The following is a 24963-nucleotide window of genomic DNA, read 5'->3' as shown; positions in this document are numbered from 1 at the left end:
AGGTGGTGGCGTCACCGCGCCCGTACGCGCCTCCTGTACGAGCATGTCAGGGAGAGCCCGTGACCTCAGCCCCGCCGCTCGCCGACCGCCTCGACGGACTGCTGTTCTTCCCCGTGACCGCGTACGGCCCCGACGGCGCTCTGAACCTGCCCGCCTTCCGTGCCCATGTACGCGCCGGTGTCGACGCGGGCGCGGCCGCCGTCTTCGCCTGCTGCGGTACGGGCGAGTTCCACGCGCTGACCCCGGAGGAGTTCCGGGACTGTGTGGCCGCCGCCGTCCAGGAGGCGGCCGGGCGGGTCCCGGTGCTGGCCGGCGCCGGGTACGGCACCGCGCTCGCCGCGCGCTACGCCCGGCTCGCCGAAGCGGCCGGCGCCGACGGGCTGCTGGCCATGCCGCCGTACCTCGTCGTCGCCGACCAGGCGGGCCTGCTGCGGCACTACACCGACCTCGCCGCCGCCACCGCGCTGCCCGTCATCGTCTACCAGCGCGACAACGCCGTCTTCACCCCGGACACCGTCGCCGCCTTCGCGCGCACCCCCGGCATCATCGGTCTCAAGGACGGCCTCGGCGACCTGGACCTGCTGCAGCGGACCATCAGTGCCGTGCGTACCGAGGCGGCGGAGGAGCAGTTTCTGTACTTCAACGGGCTGCCGACCGCCGAGCTGACCGGCCTCGCCTACCGCGGGCTCGGCGTCCGCCGGTACTCGTCGGCCGTCTTCGCCTTCGCCCCGGAGATCGCCACCGCCTTCCACCGCGCCCTCGAAGACGGCGACGACACGACGGCCGGCCGGCTGATCGACGGCTTCTACCGGCCGCTGGTCGAGCTGCGCAACCAGGGGCGGGGATACGCGGTCTCGCTGGTCAAGGCAGGGGTACGGCTGCGCGGGACGGACGTCGGGCCGGTCCGGCCGCCGCTCGGCGAACCGGCGCCGGAACATGTCGAGGCACTGGCCGCGCTGATCGAACAGGGCTTGGCGCTGGTCGGCGCTACGGGCGGCCGGTGATGCGCGCCGCCGCGTTCCTGTATCCGTGGGACGTGGCCGGCGATCCGGGCGCCGCCCGCCGCGTCGCGGACCTCGGCGTCCAGCAGGCCACGCTGGCCGCCGCCTATCACTCCACCCGGGCGCTGACCCCGCGCCACCCCCGCCACCGCGTCGTGACCGCCCGGCACGCGGCCGTCCTGTACCCGCCGGACACCGAACGCTGGGCGGGCCGCGCCCTGCGCCCGTACGGACAGGACTGGGTGGCAGGCCGGGACCCCTTCGGGGAGGCGGCAAGGGCGCTGGCGGACGTGGGCCTGGAGGTGCACAGCTGGGTCGTACTGGCCCACAACACGCGCCTGGGCACCGAGCACCCCGCCATCGCCGTACGCAATGCCTACGGCGACCGCTATCCGTGGGCGCCCTGCATCGCCCGGCCCGAGGTACGTGCCTACCTGCGGGACCTGGCAGCGGAGGCGGCGGTACGGCCCGGCGCGCGCGGCACCGAGCTGGAGTCCTGCGGCTGGTACGGGCTGACCCACCCGCACGCCCACGACAAGACCGGCGGCGTGCCGCTCTCCGGCGCTGCCCAGTACCTGATGTCCCTGTGCTTCTGCGAGGTCTGCGAGGCGGGGTACACGGCGCTGGGCGTGCCGGCGCGGGAGGTGCGGAACGCGGTCGTACGGGCGTTGCAGCCGGTATGGGCGGGCGCGGAGGGCGGCGGAGACGGAGAGGGGGCCTGCGGCGAGGTGGGTGAGGGGCGGGCGGGGGAGTGGCGCGAGGTCGGGGAACTGCTCGGCGGTGAGCTGGCGGGGCTCGTACGGAGGTGGCGCGAGGATGCCGCGCGCACGCTCCAGCGGGAGGCCGTCGCGGCCGTACGGGCCGCCGCGGACGACGGATTCCGCGTGCTGCTGCACGCCGACCCGGCCGGGCACCGCTGCGGCGCGAACGCGGGCGTCGACCCGGCGGACGTCCTCGCGCACGCCGACGGGGTGGTGGTGCCGTGCACGGGTGACGACGCGGCCCGTACGGACGCGCTGGTGCCGTTCGCGGAGGCACGGACCCATGCGGCCACGTCCCCGGACACGCCCGCCACCCCCGTCGTCGCCGCCAACCTCACCGTCGTCACCGCCATGGGCGGCCGCCCCGGCGCCCTCGCCGCCGACGCCGCGCACGCCGCGGCCCTCGGCGCCGACGAGCTGCGGCTCTATCACGCGGGTCTGGCGGGCGACGGGGATCTGGCGGCCGTGCGGCGTGGACTGGCGGCTGTACGGAAGCGGTAGGAAACGCTGGCGGCCGTACGGAAACGCCAGCGGGCGGCGGCCGTGCGGAGGCGGTGCCCGCCGTCCGCCGTCCGCCGTCGGCAGGGGGCGAAGAACCCCGTGCCGCCCTGTCAAGACCGCCCCGCCCGTTCCGCTCCGTCCGTACCGCACGGTGATCTACTACAACGCGTTCCGTTTCGCGGCCGTGCTCCTCGCCGTACGGCCAGGGCCGCGCGCCGGAGACGTCAGCGTGTTCGCCGCCGCTCACACCCGCGAGTGCACCGCGCGCACGACGGCGGACACGACCACGAGCAGACCTGGAAGGAACGTCATGACACAGCGCATCCTCGACCTCGACCGGGAGGAACTGGCTTCGCTGCGGGGCCGGGAGCTGACCGAGGCGGTCGCCGCCGCCGAGGGCCGCACGATGATCGCCGAGGTCTTCGCCGAGCGCGCGGCGCTCTCCCCGCACCCCGACGGCCGCGCGGGCGTGCACAACATCGAGCTGGTCTCCGCCTTCGGCGCGGACATCGTCGTCCTCAACCTCATCGAGCGGGCCTGGGACGGGGAGTATCTGCGGCTGCCCGGACTGGGCACCTTCACCAGTTTCGCCGACCTCGCCTCGTACGTGGGCCGTCCGATCGGCGTCAACCTCGAACCGGGCGACGTGCCGGAGATCCGCAGGGCCGGGCCCGAGCAGGCCCGCCGGCTGGTCGACATGGGCGCCGCCCTGCTCTGTCTGACCGCCAACCCCGGCACCGGCGGCAGTTTCGACGGCCTGGCCAGGGTCACCGACGAACTGCGCCGGGGGCTCGGCGACGACGTGGCGCTGTGGTCCGGCAAGATGCACCACGCGGGGCACCCCGAGCGGGTGACCGCCGGACGGCTGACCGCGCTGGTGGACGCGGGCGCCGACGGCGTCGTCCTGCCGCTGCCCGGCACCCTGCCCGGCCTCACCAAGGAGCGGGCCGCCGAGGCGGTCGCCGCCGTGCAGGACGCGGGCGCGGTGGTGATGGGGGCGATCGGTACGAGCCAGGAGGGCGCGCACGCCGACATCGTGCCCCAACTGGCGCTGACCGCCAAGGAGATCGGGGTGGACGCGCACCACTTCGGGGACGCGTTCCTGCCGGGCATGTGCGATCCGGAACTGCTCTACGCCTACTCCGTCGCGGTCCGCGGACGGCGGCACACCTGGAACCGGATGGCGCTCAACGGGCGCGGCAACCGCATCCCCGGCTGAGGCCGGGAAGAAGGAAGAGGGGCAGGCTCGGGGCCTGGACCTGGGCCTGGTCCGGGGGCACGGCGCCGGGGGTCAGCCGTCGCTCGCGCGCGGGGCGGGTTCGCGTTTCGTACCGGTCAGGTGGCCGAAGACCACCACGTTGCCCAGGTATTCCTGCCGGGCCTTGCTGAAGCCGCCGCCGCAGGTGATCAGCCGTAGTTCGGGCCGGGAAGCAGGCGCGTAGACCTTCTTGTCGGGGAAGTCCTCGCCGTCGTAGACCTCGACGGCGTCGACGGAGAAGACCGCGGTCCGGCCGTCCGCGCGGACGACCTCCACCTTGTGGTTCTTCTTCAGGGAGCCGAGGTTGTAGAAGACCCCGGGCCCGGAGCGGTTGTCGACGTGGCCCGCGATCAGTGAAGTGCCGGTGGTGCCGGGCGTGTTGCCGTCCGCGTACCAGCCGGCGAGGTTCTTGTCCTCCTGCGGCGGGGTCGCCAGGCCGCCGCTCTCGTCGAGACCGAGGCGCATCAGCGGCGCGTCCACGCCGACCGACGGGATACGCACCCGCAGCGGCCGGGAGGCCGGCATCGGCGGAGGCGGCGGGGCGGGGGCCGCGGACGGCCCGGGGTGCTGTGGGCCCGCGGCGAACCCCTGGTCGGCGGAGGGCTGCGGCGGTGGCGCCTGGGCCTGCGCGCCGTGGCCTATCAGCCAGATGCCGGTGCCCATCGCGCCCGCGGTGAGCAGGGCTATGAGCCCTTGGTCGCCGCGGCGGCGGGGGGTGTGTCCCATGGCTGTCGTGCCTCCGGGTGTGCTGCGGACCGTCGGGCCGCCGGATCGATCGCGTCCGACGGGTCACGGTCACGGCTGGGGTGCCGGGCGCGGCCCCCGGCCTCCCGGAATGCGGCAGACGGGTCCGGGAGGCGGGGACGCGGTCCGGCGGCCGGGCGGTGCCGGTGCCGGGCGGCGCTTCCGGGTGCGGAAGGGCCGGGCCCGCGGAAGGGTCAGGCCGAGTCGTCCGCGCGGCGGCGGCGCACCATCCACACGCCACCGGCGGCGGCCGCCAGCAGGACGCCCGCACCGGCGACGATCTCCGTGGTGCTGGAGCTCTCACTGGTGGTACCCAGGCCGGTCTTCGTCCTGCCGTGCGGGGTGGTGCCGGAGGAGACCCGCACCGTGCCGGAGATCTCCGTCCCGTTGGCGCACTTGCCGCCGATGCCGTAGTTGCCCGGCTTGGTGCTGGCCGGCACCCGCAGGGAGCCCTGCACGTTTTCGGTGTGCGTCTGGTTCTTCGACGACAGCGTGATCCGGCCGGCGCCCAGGGTGCTGGCGTCGACGGTGGCCGAGCCGTCCTTGCCGCAGGCGCTGCTGTTGAGGTTGACCGAGTTGCCGGCCTTGACCGGGTTGGGCGTCACCTCGATGCTGCCGGTGGCCGCGAAGGCCGCGGAGGTGGACAGGCCGAGGGCGGCGACGGACAGCGCCGCACCGGTGAGAACGCGAGTGGAACGCATGGGACGAACCTCCACGAGGCACGGACCGCGGCACACCACAGCGCCGCAAAGGAAGTTGGGGGAATTCCGCGCCTCCTGCAATCGAGGTAAGCGGCCGGGCGCGCCGGGAGCCTGTTGACGCGATGTCAGAACTCCCGTGCACCGTCGGCGTGTCGCGCATGATCGGTTATGTTTCGGCAGGTCAGGGGCTAGGTGGTCGTGACGTTCGGTGACGTTGCGGATTGGGATGAACGGGTGACGGATATTTCGCGCGGAATGTGGTAGTGGCGCTGCGTAATCGGGTGTTACGGAGGGTGCCCGAGGGGTGGCCCGGGGGCGGTCGGGGGGCGGGGGCCAGGGGACCGGGGATGCGGCGGCGGGATCACCCCGGCCGGACGAACCCGCTCTCGTACGCCGCGATCACCGCCTGGGTCCGGTCCCGCACGCCCAGCTTGGCCAGCACCCCCGCGACATGCGTCTTGACCGTCGCCGGGCCGACCGTCAGCCGGTCCGCGATCTCCGCGTTCGTCAGGCCCTTGGTCATCAGCCGCAGCACGTCCGCCTCACGGTCGGACAGACGCGCCCGCAGGGCCCGCGCCGACTCGCGCGCGGCGCGCGCCCCCGCGTACCGGGCGGCCAGCTCCCGTACCGCCGCCGGGAACAGCAGCGAATCGCTGCGTGCCACCATCCGCACCGCCTGCACCAGGTCTTCCACGCCGGCCCGCTTCAGCAGGAAGCCGCTGGCGCCGGCGCGCAGCGCGTCGTACACGTACGCGTCGTTCTCGAAGGTCGTCACCACGATGATCCGCGGCGGTTCCGCCATGGCCGTCAGCACCTGTTCGGTCGCGCGGATGCCGTCGATCTCCGGCATCCGTACATCCATCAGCACGATGTCCGGGCGCAGTTCGCGGATCAGCGGCACCGCCTCGGCGCCGGTGGCCGCCTCGCCGACGACCTCCATGTCCGGCTCGGCGCCGAGGATCGCGCGCAGCGCCGTACGGACCATCCGCTCGTCGTCCGCGAGGACGATGCGCAGCGGGGGAGCGGCGGTGCCGGTACGGGCGTCCGCGCGCTCCCCGTTCGCGCGCTCCTCGTCCGCGCGGCCCTCGTCCGTGCCGCTCACCGCGATGCCCCCAGGGGGAGCCGTACGGTCAGCCGCCACACGCCGTCGCGGCCCCCGGCCCGGGCCTGGCCGCCCAGCAGACGGGCGCGTTCGGTGATGCCGGGCAGGCCGCGACCGCCGCCCGGGCGGGGTGTGGCCGCGGCCGTCTCGCTCGGCGTGGCCGCGTCGTCTCTCTGCATGGGGTTCTCCACCGTGATCCTCAGCTCGTCGGCGTCCAGGGCGATCCGCAGCCGGACCGGTACGGTACCGGCGTGCCGCAGCGCGTTGCTGAGACCTTCCTGGACGATCCGGTACGCCTCCCGCGAGACCAGCGTCGGCAGCCGCCCGCACCCGTCGTCGACGTTCGCGTCGATCCGCAGCCCGGCGGCGCGGGTGCGGTCCAGCAGCGCGCCCAGGGCGCCCAGTTCCGGTGCGGGTGCGTCGGCCCGGCCGTCCCCGTCCTCCCGCAAGAGCCCCAGTACGGTGTCGAGTTCGGCGACCGCGCCGCGGGTGGTCTCCTCGATGGCGAGCAGCGCCTGCCGCGCGAACTCGGGGTCGGCGTCGAGCACCCGGCGGGCCGCGCCCGCCTGGAGGGTGACCGCGCTGAGCGCGTGCCCCACGGAGTCGTGCAGTTCGCGGGCGAGCCGGTTGCGGGAGGCGAGGTCGGCGGCGCGCCGTTCGGCGGCGGCCAGGCGGTCGGCGGGGGTACGGCCGAGCAGTACGGGCGCCAGGCGGGCCAGCAGCCGGCCGCCCGCCCACGTGGTGCCCGCCACCAGGACGAGCAGGCCGAGCCCGGTCAGCGGGCCGAGCAGGCCGCCGGCCAGGTCGGGCCAGCCCAGTTCCTGGTGCCGCAGCGGGTCCGTGACCGGCAGCAGGAGCAGCATCACGGCGGCGGGCGGCGCCGCCAGTGTCATACCGCTGACGATTCCGCCGGCGGCCAGGTGCGCCACGAACCACAGGGCCGTACGCCGCCGGGCGGCCCACGAGTCGGCGGGCTCCTCGGCCAGTTCCGCCGTCACGTCGGCGGGCAGGCCGCACAGCGACCGCGCCGCCGTCGCCTCCAGCGTGCGCAGCAGCGGGAAGAGCAGCGCGCCCAGGGCGGCGAGCGGCAGCGCGAAGGCGAACGCGGCGAACTGCCAGGGGAAGTCGCTGAAGGGGTTCACCTCGTCGAAGGTGAGCGGGACGACGAGCGCCGCCAGCAGGAAGAAAGGGGTCAGCAGGGCGCCGCCGAGGACGAGATGCACCCAGCGGCCGAGGAACAGCCGCGCCCCGCTCGTTCGTGACGCGCCGGGCGTCGCGCCGGGCTTCGGGACGGCCTTCAAGGTGATCTTCAAAGGCGTCGCGTAGCCAGCGTCAGCCGGTCCCGCGCGTCGAACAGCGCGTCCTTGATCAACTGCTCGTGCCCCGGGGTCAGCCGGGCCACCGGCACCGAGCAGCTCACCGCGTCCCGCGCCGGGGTGCGGTACGGGACCGCCACGCCGAAGCAGCGCAGTCCGAGCGTGTTCTCCTCGCGGTCCACGGCGTACCCCTGCTCACGCACCAGGCGCAGCTCCTCGATGAGCTGCTCGCGGTCGGTGACGGTGTGCTCGGTGAGGGCGTCGAGCTTCTCCGGGAGGAGCGCCCGTACCTGGTCGTCGGTGTACGTGGCGAGCAGCGCCTTGCCCAGGGACGTGGAGTGGGCGGGCAGCCGGCGGCCGACGCGGGTGAAGGGGCGCAGGTAGTGCTGGGACTGGCGGGTGGCGAGGTAGACGACGTTGGTGCCGTCCAGCCGGGCCAGGTGGATGGTCTCGGTGGTGTCGTCGGCGAGCCGGTCCAGGGTGGGGCGGGCGGCGGCCACCACCTCGTCGCCGTCGATGTAGGAGGTGCCGACCAGCAGGGCGCGCACGCCGATGCCGTACCGGGTGCCGGTGGCGTCGGTCTCCACCCAGCCGAGGTCGACGAGGGTGCGCAGCAGCATGTAGAGGCTGGACTTCGGGTAGCCGACGGCCTCCTGGACGGCGGCGAGGCTGTGCATACCGGGGCGGCCCGCGAAGTACTCCAGCAACTCCACCGTGCGCACCGCGGACTTGACCTGCGCTCCGGTGGTCTCGGCAGCGGCCATCGGCCTTGACCCCTCAGTTCGGACAGCCATAGAGTCCCAGCGGACGTCACATTCACCACCTGGGACGGCGTTCAGCATAGCGAACGGCGTCCTGGACGCGACAAGAGTTCGCCGGGAGGAATGCGCGGTGGCAGCAGCACCAGTCTGGAGTGTCGACCCCCGTACCGGGAAGCGGCGCGAGCAGGTTGCGGTGGAGGCCACAGCGGCCGAGGTCGACGCCGCCGTACGGGCCGCGCACGACGCCCGGGGCGCGCTCGCCGACCGCCGTGTCCGGGCCGCCCTGCTGCGCCGCGCCGCCGACCTGCTGGACGGGGCCGAGGAACGGATCGTCGAGGCCGCCGACGCGGAGACCGCACTCGGCCCGGGGCGGCTGACCGGCGAACTCGGCCGTACGACGTACCAGTTGCGCGCGTTCGCCGACGTCGTCGAGGAGGGTGCATTCCTCGACGTGCTGATCGACCACGCCGACCCCGCGCTCACCCCGCCCCGCCCCGACCTGCGCCGCTACAAGATCCCGCTCGGCGTCGTCGCGGTCTACGCGGCCGGCAACTTCCCACTCGCCTTCTCCGTGCCCGGCGGCGACACCGCCAGCGCCCTCGCCGCCGGCTGCCCGGTCGTCGTCAAGGCCCACCCCGACCACCCGGCCACCTCCGAACTGAGCGCCGCCCTGCTGCGCCGCGCCGCGGCCGAAACCGGCCTGCCCGCGGGCGTGATCGGCCTGGTGCACGGCTTCGAAGCGGGCATCGAGCTGGTCCGGCACCCGCTCGTCGCCGCCGCGGGCTTCACCGGCTCGGTACGCGGCGGACGCGCCCTGTACGACGCGGCCGCCGCCCGCCCGCACCCGATCCCCTTCCACGGCGAACTCGGCAGCCTCAACCCGGTCGTGGTCACCGAGGCCGCCGCCGACGAGCGTGCCGAACAGATCGGCACCGGCCTGGCCGGTTCGATGACCCTCGGCACCGGCCAGTTCTGCGTCAAGCCCGGACTGGTCCTCGCGCCGCACGGCCCGGCCGGCGACCGCCTGGAGCGCTCCCTCGCGGAGGCCGTCAGCACCACCGAGGCCGGCGTGCTCCTGGACCACCGGATGCGCGACGCCTTCATCGACGGCGTACGGGAACGGGCCGCGCTGCCGGACGTGCAGGCGCCCGTGACGCCCGGTGCGGGCGGCGAGCACACCGTCAGCGCGGGCTTCCTCACCGTCCCCGCGGCCCGGCTCGCCGATGACGGCGGCACCCACGACCTGCTCCTGGAGGAGTGCTTCGGGCCGGTCACCGTCCTCGCGCGCTACGCCGACGAGGCCGAGATCGGCGCCGTACTGGCCCGGCTGCCCGGCAACCTCACCGCGACGCTCCAGCTGGGGGCGGCGGAGTGCGCCGGCGAGGAAGGGGCGGCGGAGGGCGGAGCCGGAGCCGGGGACGGTACCGGACGCGGCGTCTCCGCCGGCGGTACGGGGCGCGGCGCGCGCCTGCTGGCCGCGCTCACCCCGCTCGCCGGCCGGCTGCTCGTCAACGGCTGGCCGACCGGCGTCGCCGTGGCCCCCGCCCAGCACCACGGCGGCCCCTACCCGGCCACCACCTCCACCGCCACCTCCGTCGGCGGCACGGCGGTCGAACGATGGCTGCGGCCGGTCGCCTACCAGGACACCCCGCCCGCCCTGCTCCCGCCGGAGCTGCGCGAGGACAACCCGCTGAACCTGCCCCGCCGAGTCGACGGCCGCCCCGAAAGGTGACATACGCGCACATGCCCCACGCCCCGGAAGCGCCCGACGCGGCCGCCGCCCCCGCCACCCTCGTCCGCGACGCCACGGCCGCCGACCTCGACGTCATAGTGGACCTGCACCAGCGCGCCCGCGCGACGTACTACCGAGGCCGTGTGCCCGACGCGCAGCTGGACGACCCCGCCGAGCGCGAGCGTTGGCGCGAAGGCTGGGCGCGCTCCCTCGCCCGTACGGACGCCACCGTGCTGTGCGCGGAACGCGACAGCGCGGTGGTCGGCGTCGCCTCCTACCGTCGCGAGGACGGCGCGCCCGAGGACACCGTCAAACTCTTCCAGCTCCACGTGGACCCGGACCGCTGGCGGGACGGCGTCGGCTCCGCGCTGCACCGCGCCTGCGTCGCGGCCTGGCGGGCGGCGGGCATCACCACCGCCCGCCTGGACGTGTACTGGCACAACCGGCGGGCCCGCGCCTTCTACGACCGGCACGGCTGGCAGCCGGACGCGTCCCGCCACCCCGCACCGGACGCCACCCACCTCGACCTCGTGCTGCCGCTCAGCCCCGCCGCCGCCCGATGATCTGAAGCCGCTCGGCGGTGCGCCCGTCCAGCGTCGGCACCGGGTCCGTGCGCTCGGCCTCCACCGTGAAGCCGTGCGCCCGGACCAGCCCGCGCAGCCGGTCCGGCTCGTGGTGCCGGAACACCCCGCCGTCGGGCGTCCCGAACACCCCGTACGTCCCGAACCGCTCCGCGTACTCCTCGTACCGCGCCACGTCCCACCGGTCGCGCTGCAACGGCATGTCGCTGACGTACAGCATCCCGCCCGGCCGCACCACCCGGCCCAGCTCGGCGACGATCTCCCGCTGCTCCCCGGAGCCGGGCACACACGTCAGCACGGCGAACAGCAGCGCGGCCCCGAAACTCCCCTCCTCGAACGGCAGCGGCAGCCCCGCGCAGTGCTCGATCCGCACCTCCGGATGCTCCCGCCCGCCCCGCTCCACCAGCGCCCGCGAAACGTCCACCCCGCGCACGTCCTCATACCCGGCCGCCACCAGCTCGGCGGTCAGCCGCCCGTACCCACAGCCGTAGTCCAGCACCGGCACGTCACGCGGCACGTACGCGTGCAGCAGCTCCGGATCGAGCGGATGGGTGAACGTCTTGGCGGCCCCGGCACGCTCCCAGAACTCCCGCGTTTCCTGGCGGATCTCCATGGGCGGACGTTATCGCGGAGGGGGCGGGGTGGGCGGTTGTTCCGGCGTCGTACGGCCATCGGCCCGGACCGCCGCCCGGGGACCGGAAATAATGGTCACCCGTCCACCCGTCCGGCCGCTCCAGGGCTCCGAGGGGGCTTCCGGGCCCGCCCCTGCCGGCCATGACGGGTTTCATGGGTGGGCCGTTACGGCAGGGGCGGGGGTTGTCAGGGCAGTGCACGGAAAAGGGCGAGTGCCACGATTCCCATAACGATCAAGAAGGCGCCCAGCACGGCCACAGACGCCCCAATCGCACCGCGCCGCTTGTCCCTCACGTCGCCCTCGCAGGCTGCGTGCAGGTGGTGACGTCCTCTTCTGTGTGCTTCTTGAACTTCGTGTGTCCCTTCACGTCTGCGTGGACGCGGATCCATGCGTTCACCGGCATGGGGCTGTCCCAGTCGGAGGAGCAGGCGTCGCACATCTCGCCGTCGTCCTGTTCGGTGACGCACTCGGCGTAGTGCTTCCGGATGCCGGTGATCTGAATTTCCACGCGGGTCGGCACGGAGACGGGGGTTGCCATGGTCGTACCTTCCGGCCGGGGGAGATGGAGAGCAGCGTCACCGCCGCTGCTGGTGCACATGCGGAGCACACCGTCGTGCCCGCATGAGCGCATGAGGCGGGTGAGGTGGTCCCGGCCGGGGCCAGGGGTGCGTTCGGTCACTTGTGGTCACCGTTTCTTGGGGTACGTCGGTAGGTGATCAAGCCGCGCAAACCGTCAAGGTGTGCGAAGAGCTGGAATCAGCGGCTATCTCTTCGCGGTCGGCCGTCATGTACGGGCGCACCAGGGCGGCTCCGCCCCGATGGGGTGGTTGCATCGGCCAGCTAACCAGCGGCAGTTGGGGGCGTCCACGGCAAAAAGGCCGCATTCCTGCCGCATCCAGGCCGCGCTGGCTAGGCTGACCTGCGGAGCAACCTTCGGACGAGAGAGGGGCAGCCACGATGGCTTGCAAGCGGCGGAGGTTGGCGGAGCGTCGGAAAGCGTGCGGCTACAACCAAGAAGCGTTCGCGGAAGCAGTCGGCGTAGATCGCACTACTGTCCAGCGTTGGGAAAGCGGGCAGAACGGCCCTCAGCCCTGGCAACGCCCGAGAATCGCGAAAGCCCTGGACCTGACGTCCAACGAACTTGAGACGCTCCTGGCTCCTGACGGAAGTTACTCGCGCCGACTTCCACCGGGGTGGCTCTCCGTGGCTCCTCCGTCTGACGACGATGAGTTCGAAGCTCTCGAATTGGCACGTCGAGTGGCGGCGAGCGACGTGGGGAGGGAGACTCTCAGCCGGCTGGAAGCCGCGTTCGACGAGTCGGCCATGGCGTACCCGGTGTCACCTCCTCAGGAACTGCTGCAGCGAGTACGTAAGCACTCGGCTTACGTGGGCCACCTCATGGATGCCCGTATGACTCTGGCCGAACAGCGACGCCTGTATGCGGTCGGCGGCTGGTTCCAGCTTCTAGGCGCTACGTTGCATATTGATCTCCATCAAGGCCTCGCCGCTACAGCTCGGTTGCGGACAGCGGCCACGCTCGCCCAGCACGCGGAGCATCGAGAGATCGGAGCTTGGTGCTACGAGACAGACGCTTGGCGAGTCCTTACGGATGGGCAGTACGGGCGTGCGCTGGAGCTGTCTTTGATCGCGCAACAGCTTGCACCGACAGGTAGTTCCGCAGAGATCCAAGCAGCGGCGCAAGAGGGACGAGCGAGAGCGCGCCTAGGCGAACGGACTGAAACTTATGCCGCCATAGACCGTGTGCAGCGAAAAGCGGTGTCCATGGTCCCGCACAAGGGGACGGAACATCATTACCAGTATGACCCGGCGAAGTCGTTGGCCTACACAGCCACAACGCTCGCATGGGTAGGTGACCCGGCAGCAGAAACGTACGCACGGGAAGTCATTGCCCGACTGTCCCCTGTCGCCGACATCCATAAATGGCCCCGACGCGTCGCTTCGGCGAACATCGACCTTGCGTTGACGCTGCTCAGCAGTGATCGGCTGGATGAAGCGTGTGATGCGGCTCAGCGTGCGATTCTTGCGGGGCGTATCGTGCCGTCAAACCATTGGCGCGCTCTGGAAGTCGTCAAAGCCGTGGAGGCCCGTAAACTGCCGGAAGCTGCGGATCTACGAGAGGCTTACCAGGGTTTGAAAGCCCTGGAAAACTGAAACAGGAAGGGCCCTGTGACCAGCCCTTGCAGGAGCAACCACGGGGCTCGGTGCCTCAGCCGTTCAGTACGCCAGTGAGGCGCGCGGCAGCCTTGCCCGCCGAACCTTACCGCGAACATTTCCGAGCCGTATCACAGTCGGCGCGAGGATGTCCGCTCCCATATTCGTCTGCCCGGCATCCAGAATCGGAAAGCCGTTGTACCGAGTGATCTCCTTTGAGCCAGGCCCTCCCGAAGCCGGTCCAAACCCGGGCTCGTCCAGTTCGCCCGGCAGACCACCGCCTGACCTCGGCCGACCGGCCCGCGAGCCCTGTCGTCCCCGCCACGGGGGCGGCGGGGCTCCGTCATGCCCCGGCGTCCGTACCGCCTGTGACGCCGCACACCCGCACACGTCACCGCGCCGGGGAATAGCCGCCGCCCCCGCAAGGTTGTCCGCGACTGTCCCCTTTCGTACCGATCATCTGAGGAAACACCTGACATGCGCGTCGAGATCTGGGCGGACATCGCCTGTCCCTGGTGCTACATCGGCAAGGCCCGCTTCGAGAAGGGCCTGGCCGGGTTCGCGCACCGGGGTGAGGTGGAGATCGTCCACCGGTCCTTCGAGCTCGACCCGGAGGCGGCGCCGGCGGCGGACACGCCGGTGCTGGAGATGCTCGCGCAGAAGTACGGGGTGTCGCGGGAGCAGGCCGAGGCCATGGAGGCGCGGGTGGCCGAGGCGGCGGCGGGGGAAGGGCTCGGGTACCGGTCCGACCGGATGCACGGGAACACCTTTGACCTGCACCGGCTGCTGCACCTGGCCAAGGAGCGGGGCGTGCAGGACGCGCTGCTCGGCGCGCTGTACCGGGCCAATTTCGCGGAGGCGCGGGCGCTGGGGAACGGGGAGGTACTGACCGAGGTGGCGGTGGCCGCCGGGTTGGACGAGGAAGAGGTGCGCCGGGTGCTGGCGGACCGGGACGCCTACGCGGAGGCGGTGCGGGCCGACGAGCGGGAGGCGGCGGAGCTGGGGGCGCGGAGCGTGCCGTTCTTCGTCATCGACCGGCGGTACGGGATCTCCGGCGGGCAGCCCGCGGAGGTGTTCCGGCAGGCGCTGGAGCGGGCGTGGGAAGAGGGCGGTGCGTCCGCGCCGGGCGACGAGGGGGCCACTCCGAAGGACGAGGCGGCCGCGCCGGGGTGCGAAGGGGATGTGTGCCGACCCGGTACGGGGAGCTGAGCCCGGCGGACTCCAGCGGAGCGGTAAGGCGCTGAGCTGCGCGAATAAGGCGCGCTTGGCGCCGTGCAAACGGAATACGCGATGGACGCCGGACGGCCGGACGGCCACAGTGGTGGCATGCAGCGCATCGAGCCACTCGGTGGGGACGAATTCGCGCCCCTGACAACGTTTCTGAACACCGCGTCCAGCGGCCTGCTCCCGGCCCGTTCGGCCGCCGCCCTGCGTGCGGCCCTCGAGGAGTCCGTCTCCTACGGGACCATGGGCCAGGACTACTTCGGACCGGCGGACGCCTCCCGGGCCGCCTTCGCCCGGCTGCTGCACACACCGCCGGAACGGGTCGCGATCGGCGGGGCGGTCGCGGTGCACGTCGCGCTGATCGCCGGGTCGCTCCCGAACGGGGCCGAAGTGCTGGTGCCGGAAGGGGAGTTCAGTTCGCTGGTCAACCCGTTCGCGGCGCGGGCCGGGATCAAGCTCCGTACCGCGCCGCTCACCGAGCTGGCCGACGCCGTGCGGCCCGGTACGGCGCTCGTCGCCTTCAGCGCCGTCCAGGCGCTGGACGGGCGGATCGCCGACATGGCGGCGGTACGGGCCGCCGCCGCAGCCCATGGAGCGCGCACCCTTCTGGACGTCACGCAGGCCGCGGGCTGGCTGCCGCTGCGGGGCAGTGACTTCGACTACGTGGTGTGCGGGGCGTTCAAGTGGCTGCTGTGTCCGCGCGGCGCCTCCTTCCTGGTGTGCGGAGACGACGGGCTGGAAGCGCTGCACGCCGGGTGGGTGGCCGCCGCGGACCCGTACGAGTCCAACTACGGGCCGATCCGGGAACCGGCGGCCGGCGCGCGCCGCTACGACGAACCGCACGCCCACTACTCGTACGTGGGCGCCGCGCAGTCCCTCGCCCTGCTGAACGAGATCGGCGTCGAGACCGTGTACGCGCACAACAACGCGCTCGCCGACCGGTACCGCGAGGGGATCGCGGCGCTCGGCCACACCCCGCTGCCCGCGCCCGGCTCGGCGATCGTGTCCGTGCCGGGACTCGCGGACGCGGCGGACCGGCTGGCGGCGGCGGGCGTACGGGTCGCCGTGCGCGCGGGCAGCCTCCGGGCCGCTTTCCACCTCTACAACTCGTCGGACGATGTGGACCGGGTGCTGGAGGTGGTGGGGGAGGGGCAGCGGTAGGCGAACGGCGGTAGGAGGACGGCGGCAGCAGGAAGCTTTCCTCGCTGCCGCCCGCCGTCAGCCCCTTCCGCGGAATGCCGGCCCCCGGAACGTCAGACCTCTCCGCGCACCATCCGGATCAGACGGTCCAGCACCGCGCCGCCGCCGGCGCTCAGCCCGTCGTGCTCCCACTCGTTGGTCACCCAGGTCCGCAGTCCGCGGATCTCCCGCGCGGTCTCCAGGGAGTGGGCGGTGTCGACGTACATGTCGTCGGCGTAGACGGCGGCCACGGCCGGGACCTCGTTGGCCGCTAGGCGGTCGGCGTCGTACAGATCGGGCCAGTCGGCGCGCTCGGCCAGTGCTTGTGCCGTCTCCTTGAGGGGGCGCAGTGACGGGTCGGTGTCGAAGAGCCAGGGGTGGAGCGTTTCCCCGGTGAAGTGAACGGGCCGCCCGCCGTCCAGCGCCGCGTCGACGTCGAACTCGGGGAACTCGGCGCGGACGCGCTCGGCGGCCCAGCCGGTGCTGCCGGACTTCACCGACCGCTGGGCGTAGATCGCTTCGTGCAGGACGGCGAACAGCGGGGCGGCGGTGAAGGAGAGGTGGCGCTGCGCGGCCTCCAGGAAGGAATCCGCCAGTTCGGGCCCGGAGGGGCCGGTCACCCACGCGTCCTCGATCAGGTAGTGCAGGACGTACGAGCCGGTACCGGTCCCCAGCATCCGGCCCAGCCCCTGGAACGCCTCCGCCGTCAGATGCCCGCCGCCGGGCAGCCGGGCCGGGCGTTCCCGCAGGCGCGCGGCGATACGGCGGACGCGCTCGATGTCCTGCGGGTAACGCGCGTAGTGCGCGGCGTTCTTGCGGGCCACCCTCGGGTACGCCGCCCGGTAGACGTCCTCCGCGGTGGCCCGCAGCCCCGGCAGACCACCCGTGATCATGACCTCGCGCAGGCCCTCGGGCGCGTACGGGAGATAGGTCGTGGCGCAGAAGCCGCCGAAGCTCTGCCCCAGGACGCTCCACCGCGCACCGGGACCGGCCAGTTCGCGGCGGAACAGCTCGGCGTCCCGCACGATCGCGTCGGCGCGGAAACGCGCCAGATAATCGGCCTGTTCCCGCGGGCCTCCGCGCAGCGGCAGGGTCTGCCGGTTGGCCGGCGTGGAACGGCCGGTGCCCCGCTGGTCCAACAGCAGCACCCGGTAGTGGTCCAGCGCGCTCGCCAGCCAGGAGTTCCGGCCCGGCGGGCGCGGTGCCGCGTAGCCGGGGCCGCCCTGGAGGTAGACGAGCCAGGGCAGTTCCTCGTGCTCCCGGCCGGGCGCCACGGCTTCGCGCCCGTACACCGTCAGCCGCTCGCCGTCCGGCTCGGCGTGGTCCAGCGGCACGTCCAGGAAGTGGTCGGTCAGTACGACACCGGGCAGCCGGTCGGTCCTCATGTGCGCTCCTTGGTCTGCTTCGGCCCCGCACCCCTTCGGAGCCCCCCGGATCGTGCGGCACCCACCGGGCGCCGCGCAATTCGGCCGGACGGACGGCTACCGCGGAGGAGGGCGAAAGGCTAGGAATGTCACCACACACTCACGAGGTGGTGCCGGTGGACGGGACAACCAGGTACCCGCCGCGCGACCGGGAGCTGCACCGGCGGCTGGTGTACGGGGACGAAACCGCGCTGGGCGAGGCGTACGACGCCTACAGCGCGCTGGTCAGGGCGGTGGCCCGGCGGGTGACCGGCAGTACGGCGGTCGCCGGCGAGGTGACACAGCGCGTCTTCATCGAGCTGTGGACGTGCCCGTACGCATTTGAACCCGGCCACGGTTCGCTGCGCGCCTGGCTGAGCATCCGCGGCCACCACGGCGCGGTGGCCCGGGTGCGGGAGGCGGAGGCGGAGGCGGAGCGCGCGGCGTGCGGTCCGGAAGGGGAGGAAGGGGAGGAAGAGGCGCCCGAGACCGTCGAGGAGGCGCGGGTGTCGCTGCACACCGCCCTCACCGAACTGCCCCTGCCGGAACGGGAGGCGCTGCACCTGGCATGCTTCGCCGGGCGTACGTACCGGCAGGTCGCGGTGGAACTGGGCATCGCGGAGACGGCGGCCACCGCCCGGCTGCGGAACGCCCTGAGCGGTCTGGCCGACCGGCTCGCCGGGCCGTCGTCCGGCCCCGGCAGCCCGGCCGACGAGGCGCGGGACGAGTGCTGAATGCCGGGCGCCGGCCGCGGGCAGCAAGGGAAGCGACAGGCGGGCGCGCGGCCCGGCCGGGCGGCGGAACAGCGAGAAGGGGCATGTGATGGGCGCGGGAGGCAGGAACGGCCGGGGTGGCACGGGCGGTCCGGGCGGTACGGACGGTCCGGGCGGCGTGGGTGGTTCGGCTGGGACGGGTGGTTCGGGTGGGAGCGGAGGGCCGGAGGGGCCCGGGAACCCCGCCGGTCCGGACGGCCTCGGTGAGCCCGGCGGCGCGGACGGCTCGTCCGCGGCGCACGAGGAGGTCAGCGCGCTGCTCGCGGCGTGGGCGCTCGGCGCCGACATGCCGGGCGACGACGCGCGGGTCCGCGACCACCTGCGCGACTGTGCCCCCTGCGCGGCCGAAGCACGGCGGCTGCGGGAGACCGCACGCCTGCTGGACGAACCGGCGCCCGGCGGGAGGGGCCGCGGAGCCGGGCGCAAGGCGAACGCGGGCCTGGCGCGCGGGCGGCTGATGGCCGCGGCCCGTGCCGCGCGCCCCGGCCAGGTCACGCCGGCCGCGCACGCTGCTCCGTACGCGGGTGCGGTGGCCTGCCTGGACGCGCTGCTGCGGGAGCTGGACCACGCCCCGGCCCGTTGGGGCACCCCGGTCGTGCACGACTGGGACGTCCAGGGCACCGTCGCCCACCTGGTCGCGGCCGACGAAGTGCTGGCCGAACGGCTGGGCCTGGCGCCGGTGACGGAGGCGGGCACGGGCTTGGGAGCGGTGCCCGGGACGCGGCCGCCGGAGGGGTACGGGCCGGAGGGGTACAGGCCGGAGGGGTACGGACCGGACACCGGCACGGACCCGGACGCCCCGGCTGCGGGGCGGACGCCCGGCGCGCGTGCCCCCTGGGAGCTGCGCTGGGCGGCCCGTACGCACGAGGTGGTGACGTACGAGCACACCCGGCCGCCCGCCGAGACCCGGGAGGCGTGGCGGACCCAGGCACACGGGCTGCTCGCGCTGCCCGAGGCGGGCGACGAGCAACTGGCCGCCGCGGCCACGACGCTGATGGGACTGCGGCTGCCGGTCGCCGACCACTACGTGATCCGCGCGTTCGAGACCTGGGTGCACACCCGGGACATCGGGCGGGCGCTGGGCCGTACCGTCCCGCCGCCGCTGCCGGTGCACCTCCAGCGCTTCCTGGGGCTGACGGTACGCATCCTGGACCTGGCGCTGGGCCCGGACGCGCGGCCGGTGCTGCTGTCGGTGGAGGGCGAGGCGGGCGGTGACTGGGTGCTCGGCTCGGACGCCGAGCCGATCGCCGCCGAACTGGTCCTGGAGGCCACCGACTTCCTGCTGCTCGTCGGCGGCCGGCAGGAGCCGGACGAGATCGCGCGCGGCCAGGCGGGCGACGCGGCCGCCTCGCAGCGGCTGCTGGAGACGGCCACGTCGCTGGCCTGGCTCTGAGGGCGTGGGCGCGGGTAGGGCCCCGGTCGCCCGACCGGGGCCCTACCCGCACTCCGACGCCGTGCCGTGGTGCCCCGCCGGCGCCGTACGGCGCGGACGTTACTTCACCGGGGTGAAGTCACGTGCGCCGATGTACTCCGGGCGCGGGACCGGCGCCGCGAAGGGCTCCACCGCGGTGTTCTCCACGCTGTTGAACACGATGAAGACGTTGCTGCGCGGGTACGGCGTGATGTTGTCGCCGGAACCGTGCATGCAGTTGCAGTCGAACCAGGTGGCCGAACCGGCCTTGCCGGTGAACAGCTTGATGCCGTGCGCGTCGGCCAGCTTGGTCAGCGCCTCGTCCGAGGGCGTGCCGGCGTCCTGCATCTGCAGCGACTTCTTGTAGTTGTCCCGCGGCGTCGCACCGGCGCACCCGAGGAAGTGCCGGTGCGAACCCGGCATGATCATCAGGCCGCCGTTGGTGTCGTGGTTCTCCGTCAGGGCGATCGAGACCGACACGGTCCGCATGTTCGGCAGGCCGTCCTCGGCGTGCCAGGTCTCGAAGTCGGAGTGCCAGTAGAAGCCGGAGGCGCCGAAGCCCGGCTTGACGTTGATCCGCGACTGGTGGACGTACACGTCCGAGCCGAGGATCTGCCGGGCGCGTCCCACCACGCGCGGGTCGGAGACCAGCTTGGCGAACACCTCACTGATCTTGTGCACCTCGAAGACGGACCGGATCTCCTGGGACTTCGGCTCGACGATCGAGCGGTCGTCCGCCCGCATCTCCGGGTCGTTGACCAGCCGGTCCAGTTCGGCGCGGTACACCGCGACTTCATCCGCCGTCAGGAGTTCCTCCATGGCGAAGAAACCGTCGCGTTCGAAGTCGCTCAGCTCGGACGGCTGGAAAGGCCCCTCCGTGCCGGGCTGCGACCACACCACCGGGTCCTGCCGCGGGGTCATCACCTCGGTGGTCCCCCGGGTCGGGTACAGGTCGGCGGTGCGCTCGGGTGCGGTGGTCATGGTGTTGCCTTCCTCTCCTCTCGTACGTGCTTTCCTTCTCGCGCCTTGCTCAACTGCCGGACGGGGCAGGGGGTGCGCCGAATGCCGGCCGGGTTACGCCGACGGCTCGGGCTCGGGCTCGGTGAGCAGCGGGTACACGCCGTTCTCGTCGTGGTCCTCGCGGCCCGTCACCGGCGGGTTGAAGACACACACGCAGCGGAAGTCCTCCTTGATGCGCATGGTGTGCTTCTCGTGCCCGTCGAGCAGGTACATGGTGCCCGGGGTGATGGTGTGCTTCTCACCGGTCTCGTCGTTGGTGAGCTCGGCCTCGCCCTCCACGCACAGCACGGCCTCGATGTGGTTGGCGTACCACATCGACGTCTCGGTGCCGGCGTACAGCGTGGTCTCGTGCAGCGAGAAGCCGACGCGCTCCTTGGCGAGCACGATGCGCTTGCTCTCCCACGTGCCCGACTTGGCCTTGACGTGGCGGTCGGTGCCTTCGATGTCCTTGAAGGATCGGACGATCACGGTGTTCTCGTACCTTTCTGTGGTGCGGACAAGGAGTGGTGCGGTTCCGGGGTGCGCTCAGGCGCAGTCGCGGACCGCGCGGGCGAGGATGCGCAGACCCTCGTCCAGCTCCTCGGGGGTGGTCGTCAGCGCCGGCAGCAGCTTGACGACCTCACTCTCCGGGCCGGAGGTCTCGATGAGCAGACCCAGCTCGAAGGCGCGCTTGGCGATCTTGTTGGCGAGCGGCTTGTCGGAGCACTCCAGGCCCCAGACCATGCCGCGGCCGCGGTACTCGGCGATGGAGGCGGGGTGCTCCTCGACGATGGCGCGCAGGTGCGACTCGATGATCTCGCCGCGGGCCAGCGTCTGCTTCTCCATCTGGCCGTCGGCCCAGTACGTGTCCAGGGCCGCCGCGGCGGTGACGAAGGCCGGGTTGTTGCCGCGGAAGGTGCCGTTGTGCTCGCCCGGCTCCCACACGTCCAGCTCCGGCTTGAACAGGGTGAGGGCCAGCGGCAGGCCGTAGCCGCTGATGGACTTCGAGACGGTGACGATGTCCGGCACGATGCCCGCCTCCTCGAAGGAGAAGAACGCGCCGGTGCGGCCGCAGCCCATCTGGATGTCGTCGACGATCAGCAGCATGTCGCGGCGCTTGCACAGCTCGGACAGGGCCCGCAGCCAGTCGGCGCGGGCGACGTTGATGCCGCCCTCGCCCTGCACCGTCTCGACGATCACGGCGGCCGGGGTGTTCAGGCCGGAACCGCTGTCCTCCAGCAGCCGCTCGAACCAGAGGAAGTCCGGGTAGGTGCCGTCGAGGTAGTTGTCGAACGGCATGGGGGTGCCGTGCACGAGCGGGATGCCGGCACCGGCCCGCTTGAAGGCGTTGCCGGTCACCGCGAGGGCGCCCAGCGACATGCCGTGGAAGGCGTTGGTGAAGGAGACGATCGACTCGCGCCCCTTGACCTTGCGGGCCAGCTTGAGCGCGGCCTCCACGGAGTTGGCGCCCGTCGGGCCGGGGAACATGACCTTGTAGGGCAGGTCGCGCGGGCGCAGGATGGTGTTCTGGAAGGTCTCCAGGAACGCACGCTTGGCCGTGGTGGACATGTCCAGGCCGTGGGTGACGCCGTCGCGCTCGATGTAGTCGATCAGGGCGCGTTTGAGTACGGGGTTGTTGTGCCCGTAGTTGAGCGACCCGGCGCCGGCGAAGAAGTCGAGGTAGGTGTGGCCGTCCTCGTCGTACATGTGGCTGCCCTGCGCGCGGTCGAAGACCGTGGGCCATCCGCGGCAGTAGCTGCGCACCTCGGACTCCACGGTCTCGAAGACGCTCAGGTCGGGCTGGGTGATGGTCACAGCATGCTCCTGGGAGATGAGTGGCGTGAGCGGGGAGAAGTCTGGGGGGCTGCGAAAGAGGCGGTCAGGGGCGGTGCTCGGCAGGGGGACCGAGCGGGCCGATGCGGTGGAGCACCTCGGCGTCGTGCCCCTGCTCCGGGAAGAGCCCGGCGTCGAGGAGGACTTCGCGGGCCAGCGGCGCCCCGTGGCGCTCGGCGAACGAGGCGAAGAGACGGTTGGACGCCGCGTTGTCCTCGGTGATCGTGGTCTCGATGCGACACACGCCCTGTTCCGCGGTGGCGCGGGCGACCAGGCCGTCCAGGAGGGCGGCGGCCAGTCCGCGACCGCGGTGCGCCTCGTCGACGGCGACTTGCCAGACGAAGAGCGTGTCCGGGGACTCGGGGCGGAGGTAGCCGGTGATGAAGGCGGCCGGCTCGCCCTCGCCGTCGCGGGCGACGGCGGAGGTGGCGGCGAAGTCGCGACACCACAGCAGGTAGCTGTAGGAGGAGTTCAGGTCCAGTGCCTTGGAGTCGCGGGCGATGCGCCAGATCGCGGCTCCGTCCTCCACGCGCGGTGTGTCGAGCTTGAAACCCTCCGGCATTTCTCTGATATCGCTTCGGGCACCTGCATGGTCTGCTTGTGCGGCGGTCATGCGAATTCAATTTACCCAGGGAAAAAGGAAAATGCATCGCGAGGAGGGGTTACGTGGGGAGGCGGTCATGTGTTATCGCGCGGGGGCGCACGAGCGCGCGAAACGACTGCACGATGTACGGGTTTGCCCGGAAAATAGGGGGTGAAGCGGACAGGGTGTGGGGTCGGTCACAGCTCCGTAACGTCCTGGTGACCCGACGGAATTACCTGCTCCGGCACTAGCGAAATCTTGGCGTTTGAGCTGCGAAAAAGCGGGCAGAAGAATACGGGAAGCTGCGCGCTGGAGAATTGGAAATTCGCCGGTAAAAGGTGTACCGCAAGAAAAGCCCGGGCGTCCACAGTGTTTCTGTGGAAGGAGTCGCCGTACGGGGCTGCGGTGTTCCGCGCCCGGTGGCCCGGACCCCGTGCCGCCCGCCGTGCCGCGCGTCATACAGTGCGGCCATGAGCGAGAGCGTGGTGCTGCACATCAAGGGCAGGGTCCTGACCGGGCCGGACGACGTGCGCGACGAACTCTGGGTCGTCGACGGCCGGGTGACCTACGAACGCCCGACGGGCGCGCGGGAGGTGACGACCGTTCAGGGCTGGGCGCTGCCCGGCCTGGTCGACGCCCACTGCCACGTCGGACTGGACGCCCACGGGCCGGTGGGCGAGGCGACCAGCGAGAAGCAGGCGCTGACCGAGCGGGAGGCGGGCACCCTGCTGCTCAGGGACGCCGGCTCGCCGTCCGACACCCGCTGGATCGACGACCGCGAGGACCTGCCGCGGATCATCAGGGCGGGCCGCCACATCGCCCGCACCCGCCGCTACATCCGCAACTACGCCCACGAGATCGAGCCCGAGGACCTGGTCGCGTACGTCGCGCGGGAGGCCCGGCGCGGCGACGGCTGGGTCAAACTGGTCGGCGACTGGATCGACCGCGAGACCGGCGACCTGTCGGCCTGCTGGCCGCGCGGCGCCGTCGAGGCCGCCATCGCCGAGGCGCACCGGCTCGGCGCCCGGGTGACGGCCCACTGTTTCGCGGAGGAGACCCTCGCCCCGCTGGTCGAGGCGGGCATCGACTGCATCGAACACGCCACCGGCCTCACGGAGGAGACCATTCCGCTGTTCGCCGAGCGCGGCGTCGCGATCGTCCCCACCCTCGTGAACATCGCGACGTTCCCGGCGCTGGCGGCCGGTGGTGAGAAGAAGTTCCCCGCCTGGGCGAGCCACATGAGGAGCCTGCACGAGCGGCGCTACGACACCGTACGCGCGGCGTACGACGCCGGGGTGCCCATCTTCGCCGGCACCGACGCGGGCGGCTCGCTCGCACACGGCCTCATCGCGCAGGAAGTCGCCGAACTGGCCAAGGCCGGCATCCCCGCGGTGGACGCGCTCGCGGCGACGACGTGGGGCGCGCGGCGGTGGCTGGGGCGGCCGGGCCTGGAGGAGGGCGCTCCGGCGGACCTCGTCGTCTACGACGGGGATCCGCGCGCGGACGTACGGGTGCTGGCGGCGCCGCGGCGGGTGGTGTTGCGGGGGCGGGTGGTGGGGTGACCCGCTTGCGGGTCGGTTTTCCGATTCAGGCAGCCGGTCGGCCGCGGTGCCTGGCCCGTCGTCGGGCGCCGAAACTCCGCCGCACCGCGGGCAGCTCGACGGTGGTGCGGGCCCGGGCCCTCCAGACTTCGTCCTCCGGTCCCGCGCCCTCCCGTACGTGTTCGGCTATCGCGGCGAGGGTGGGGGGACGTCTGCCCCCACCGGCCCGTTGGTCGCTGTACGGCGGGGAGGGGGCGGGCCGTAGGACGGAGTCTGGAGGACCGCTCCCGTGACCGGACCGAAGAGAGCGCCACCCGGCACAGGCAGCCAGTCGGCCCCGGAGTCCGGCCCGTCGTCGGGCGCCGAAACTCCGTCGGACTGCGGGTGGCTCGATGGTGGTGCGGGCCTGGGCCCTCCAGACTTCGTCCTCCGGTCCCGCGCCCTCCTGTACGTGTTCGGCTTTCGCGGTGTGGGTGGGGGGACGTCTGCCCCCGCTGGCCGTTGGTCGCTGTGTGGCGGGAGGGGGCGGGTCGTGGGGCGGGGGCTGGAGGGCCGGGCCCGTGGCCGGGTACAGCGGGCGCCACCCGGCACGGCCTGCCAGTCGGCTACGGAGTCCGGCCCGCCGTCGGGCGGCGAAACTCCGCCGCACCGCGGGCAGCTCGATGGTGGTGCGGGCCTGGGCCCTCCAGACTTCGTCCTCCGGTCCCGCGCCCTCCTGTACGTGTTCGGCTTTCGCGGTGTGGGTGGGGGGAC

General features: G+C 72.7%; 23 protein-coding genes. 11 read left to right on the top strand and 12 right to left on the bottom strand.

Features of this window, described 5'->3' with window-relative positions; translation table 11 throughout:
- Positions 1–59: 59 nt before the first annotated feature.
- From AB0A97_RS00490 to AB0A97_RS00480, 3 genes are all read left to right on the top strand, one after another.
- Positions 60–1004: a 5-dehydro-4-deoxyglucarate dehydratase gene (locus tag AB0A97_RS00490; protein ID WP_361142404.1), complete on the top strand. Its 945-nt coding sequence runs from the start codon at positions 60–62 to the stop codon at positions 1002–1004.
- Positions 1004–2263, top strand: a complete 1260-nt coding sequence (locus tag AB0A97_RS00485; protein WP_361145098.1) for a hypothetical protein — start codon at positions 1004–1006, stop codon at positions 2261–2263. Before AB0A97_RS00490 ends, AB0A97_RS00485 begins: the two co-directional genes overlap by 1 nt.
- 310 nt (positions 2264–2573) lie before the next feature.
- Positions 2574–3482 carry a hypothetical protein gene (locus AB0A97_RS00480; protein WP_361142402.1) on the top strand — a complete coding sequence of 303 codons (909 nt, stop codon included), beginning with the start codon at positions 2574–2576 and terminating at the stop codon, positions 3480–3482.
- A 72-nt stretch (positions 3483–3554) separates the two neighbouring features.
- Here the strand turns inward: AB0A97_RS00480 and AB0A97_RS00475 are convergent, their stop codons facing one another.
- The 5 genes from AB0A97_RS00475 to AB0A97_RS00455 form a co-directional block, all read right to left on the bottom strand.
- Positions 3555–4247, bottom strand: coding sequence for a class F sortase (locus tag AB0A97_RS00475; RefSeq protein WP_361142399.1), 693 nt, complete (start codon positions 4245–4247; stop codon positions 3555–3557).
- Positions 4248–4459: 212 nt separating this feature from the next.
- A complete protein-coding gene (locus tag AB0A97_RS00470) occupies positions 4460–4966 on the bottom strand; it encodes a hypothetical protein (protein ID WP_361142397.1) in 507 nt (168 codons plus the stop codon).
- A gap of 361 nt (positions 4967–5327) precedes the next feature.
- Positions 5328–5981: a response regulator transcription factor gene (locus AB0A97_RS00465; protein WP_361145095.1), complete on the bottom strand. Its 654-nt coding sequence runs from the start codon at positions 5979–5981 to the stop codon at positions 5328–5330.
- An 83-nt stretch (positions 5982–6064) separates the two neighbouring features.
- Entirely contained in the window at positions 6065–7309 is a 1245-nt protein-coding gene (locus AB0A97_RS00460) for a histidine kinase (RefSeq protein ID WP_361145093.1), read from the bottom strand.
- Between the two features lie 68 nt (positions 7310–7377).
- Complete coding sequence (locus AB0A97_RS00455; RefSeq protein ID WP_361142394.1) at positions 7378–8148, bottom strand: IclR family transcriptional regulator; 771 nt, start codon at positions 8146–8148, stop codon at positions 7378–7380.
- A gap of 127 nt (positions 8149–8275) precedes the next feature.
- On the opposite strand from AB0A97_RS00455, the gene AB0A97_RS00450 reads away from it, so the two are divergent.
- Positions 8276–9877: an aldehyde dehydrogenase (NADP(+)) gene (locus AB0A97_RS00450; RefSeq protein WP_361142391.1), complete on the top strand. Its 1602-nt coding sequence runs from the start codon at positions 8276–8278 to the stop codon at positions 9875–9877.
- A gap of 11 nt (positions 9878–9888) precedes the next feature.
- Positions 9889–10440 carry a GNAT family N-acetyltransferase gene (locus AB0A97_RS00445; protein WP_361142388.1) on the top strand — a complete coding sequence of 184 codons (552 nt, stop codon included), beginning with the start codon at positions 9889–9891 and terminating at the stop codon, positions 10438–10440.
- Here AB0A97_RS00445 and AB0A97_RS00440 read toward each other — a convergent pair.
- Both AB0A97_RS00440 and AB0A97_RS00435 read right to left on the bottom strand, forming a co-directional pair.
- A complete protein-coding gene (locus AB0A97_RS00440) occupies positions 10418–11071 on the bottom strand; it encodes a class I SAM-dependent methyltransferase (protein ID WP_361142386.1) in 654 nt (217 codons plus the stop codon). The two genes, AB0A97_RS00445 and AB0A97_RS00440, sit on opposite strands and share 23 nt — an antisense overlap.
- A 310-nt stretch (positions 11072–11381) precedes the next feature.
- On the bottom strand, positions 11382–11630 hold the full coding sequence (locus AB0A97_RS00435) for a hypothetical protein (RefSeq protein WP_361142383.1): 249 nt from the start codon (positions 11628–11630) through the stop codon (positions 11382–11384).
- Positions 11631–12049: 419 nt separating this feature from the next.
- Here AB0A97_RS00435 and AB0A97_RS00430 point away from each other — a divergent pair, with 419 nt between their 5' ends.
- From AB0A97_RS00430 to AB0A97_RS00420, 3 genes are all read left to right on the top strand, one after another.
- A complete protein-coding gene (locus AB0A97_RS00430; protein ID WP_361142381.1) occupies positions 12050–13264 on the top strand; it encodes a helix-turn-helix transcriptional regulator in 1215 nt (404 codons plus the stop codon).
- 477 nt (positions 13265–13741) lie between these two features.
- A complete protein-coding gene (locus tag AB0A97_RS00425; protein WP_361142378.1) occupies positions 13742–14473 on the top strand; it encodes a DsbA family oxidoreductase in 732 nt (243 codons plus the stop codon).
- A gap of 117 nt (positions 14474–14590) precedes the next feature.
- Positions 14591–15649: an aminotransferase class V-fold PLP-dependent enzyme gene (locus AB0A97_RS00420; protein ID WP_361142375.1), complete on the top strand. Its 1059-nt coding sequence runs from the start codon at positions 14591–14593 to the stop codon at positions 15647–15649.
- 92 nt (positions 15650–15741) lie between these two features.
- Here the strand turns inward: AB0A97_RS00420 and AB0A97_RS00415 are convergent, their stop codons facing one another.
- The gene (locus AB0A97_RS00415) at positions 15742–17052 is read right to left on the bottom strand and encodes an alpha/beta fold hydrolase (protein WP_361142372.1); all 1311 of its coding nucleotides are present in this window, start codon (positions 17050–17052) and stop codon (positions 15742–15744) included.
- Positions 17053–17207: 155 nt separating this feature from the next.
- Here AB0A97_RS00415 and AB0A97_RS00410 point away from each other — a divergent pair, with 155 nt between their 5' ends.
- Together AB0A97_RS00410 and AB0A97_RS00405 are read left to right on the top strand one after the other, a co-directional pair.
- The gene (locus tag AB0A97_RS00410) at positions 17208–17804 is read left to right on the top strand and encodes a sigma-70 family RNA polymerase sigma factor (protein ID WP_361142370.1); all 597 of its coding nucleotides are present in this window, start codon (positions 17208–17210) and stop codon (positions 17802–17804) included.
- Positions 17805–17961: 157 nt separating this feature from the next.
- A complete protein-coding gene (locus tag AB0A97_RS00405; RefSeq protein WP_361142367.1) occupies positions 17962–19236 on the top strand; it encodes a hypothetical protein in 1275 nt (424 codons plus the stop codon).
- A gap of 99 nt (positions 19237–19335) precedes the next feature.
- On the opposite strand, the gene thpD is transcribed toward AB0A97_RS00405, so the two are convergent.
- The 4 genes from thpD to ectA form a co-directional block, all read right to left on the bottom strand.
- Complete coding sequence (gene thpD, locus AB0A97_RS00400) at positions 19336–20235, bottom strand: ectoine hydroxylase (protein ID WP_361142364.1); 900 nt, start codon at positions 20233–20235, stop codon at positions 19336–19338.
- A 93-nt stretch (positions 20236–20328) separates the two neighbouring features.
- Positions 20329–20742 (bottom strand): ectoine synthase, encoded by a 414-nt coding sequence (locus tag AB0A97_RS00395; RefSeq protein ID WP_361142361.1) that lies wholly within the window; start codon positions 20740–20742, stop codon positions 20329–20331.
- Between the two features lie 57 nt (positions 20743–20799).
- The gene (gene ectB / locus AB0A97_RS00390) at positions 20800–22068 is read right to left on the bottom strand and encodes a diaminobutyrate--2-oxoglutarate transaminase (RefSeq protein WP_361142358.1); all 1269 of its coding nucleotides are present in this window, start codon (positions 22066–22068) and stop codon (positions 20800–20802) included.
- Between the two features lie 64 nt (positions 22069–22132).
- Complete coding sequence (gene ectA / locus AB0A97_RS00385) at positions 22133–22648, bottom strand: diaminobutyrate acetyltransferase (protein ID WP_361142355.1); 516 nt, start codon at positions 22646–22648, stop codon at positions 22133–22135.
- 491 nt (positions 22649–23139) lie between these two features.
- Here ectA and AB0A97_RS00380 point away from each other — a divergent pair, with 491 nt between their 5' ends.
- Entirely contained in the window at positions 23140–24231 is a 1092-nt protein-coding gene (locus AB0A97_RS00380; RefSeq protein ID WP_361142352.1) for an amidohydrolase family protein, read from the top strand.
- Positions 24232–24963: the final 732 nt, after the last annotated feature.

The organism is Streptomyces sp. NPDC045470 (genome assembly GCF_040646595.1).
Taxonomy (GTDB): Bacteria; Actinomycetota; Actinomycetes; order Streptomycetales; family Streptomycetaceae; genus Streptomyces.
Note: the sequence above shows the minus strand (reverse complement) of the source record. Positions and strands in the feature narration are given on the sequence as shown.

Coding starts and splice junctions, on each gene's coding strand:
- AB0A97_RS00435 (WP_361142383.1), bottom strand. CDS start 11,630: ATGGCAACCCCCGTCTCCGTGCCGACCCGCGTGGAAATTCAGATCACC.
- AB0A97_RS00455 (WP_361142394.1), bottom strand. CDS start 8,148: ATGGCCGCTGCCGAGACCACCGGAGCGCAGGTCAAGTCCGCGGTGCGC.
- AB0A97_RS00440 (WP_361142386.1), bottom strand. CDS start 11,071: ATGGAGATCCGCCAGGAAACGCGGGAGTTCTGGGAGCGTGCCGGGGCC.
- AB0A97_RS00480 (WP_361142402.1), top strand. CDS start 2,574: ATGACACAGCGCATCCTCGACCTCGACCGGGAGGAACTGGCTTCGCTG.
- AB0A97_RS00415 (WP_361142372.1), bottom strand. CDS start 17,052: ATGAGGACCGACCGGCTGCCCGGTGTCGTACTGACCGACCACTTCCTG.
- AB0A97_RS00425 (WP_361142378.1), top strand. CDS start 13,742: ATGCGCGTCGAGATCTGGGCGGACATCGCCTGTCCCTGGTGCTACATC.
- AB0A97_RS00430 (WP_361142381.1), top strand. CDS start 12,050: ATGGCTTGCAAGCGGCGGAGGTTGGCGGAGCGTCGGAAAGCGTGCGGC.
- AB0A97_RS00485 (WP_361145098.1), top strand. CDS start 1,004: ATGCGCGCCGCCGCGTTCCTGTATCCGTGGGACGTGGCCGGCGATCCG.
- AB0A97_RS00470 (WP_361142397.1), bottom strand. CDS start 4,966: ATGCGTTCCACTCGCGTTCTCACCGGTGCGGCGCTGTCCGTCGCCGCC.
- AB0A97_RS00445 (WP_361142388.1), top strand. CDS start 9,889: ATGCCCCACGCCCCGGAAGCGCCCGACGCGGCCGCCGCCCCCGCCACC.
- AB0A97_RS00420 (WP_361142375.1), top strand. CDS start 14,591: ATGCAGCGCATCGAGCCACTCGGTGGGGACGAATTCGCGCCCCTGACA.
- thpD (WP_361142364.1), bottom strand. CDS start 20,235: ATGACCACCGCACCCGAGCGCACCGCCGACCTGTACCCGACCCGGGGG.
- ectA (WP_361142355.1), bottom strand. CDS start 22,648: ATGCCGGAGGGTTTCAAGCTCGACACACCGCGCGTGGAGGACGGAGCC.
- AB0A97_RS00380 (WP_361142352.1), top strand. CDS start 23,140: ATGAGCGAGAGCGTGGTGCTGCACATCAAGGGCAGGGTCCTGACCGGG.
- AB0A97_RS00475 (WP_361142399.1), bottom strand. CDS start 4,247: ATGGGACACACCCCCCGCCGCCGCGGCGACCAAGGGCTCATAGCCCTG.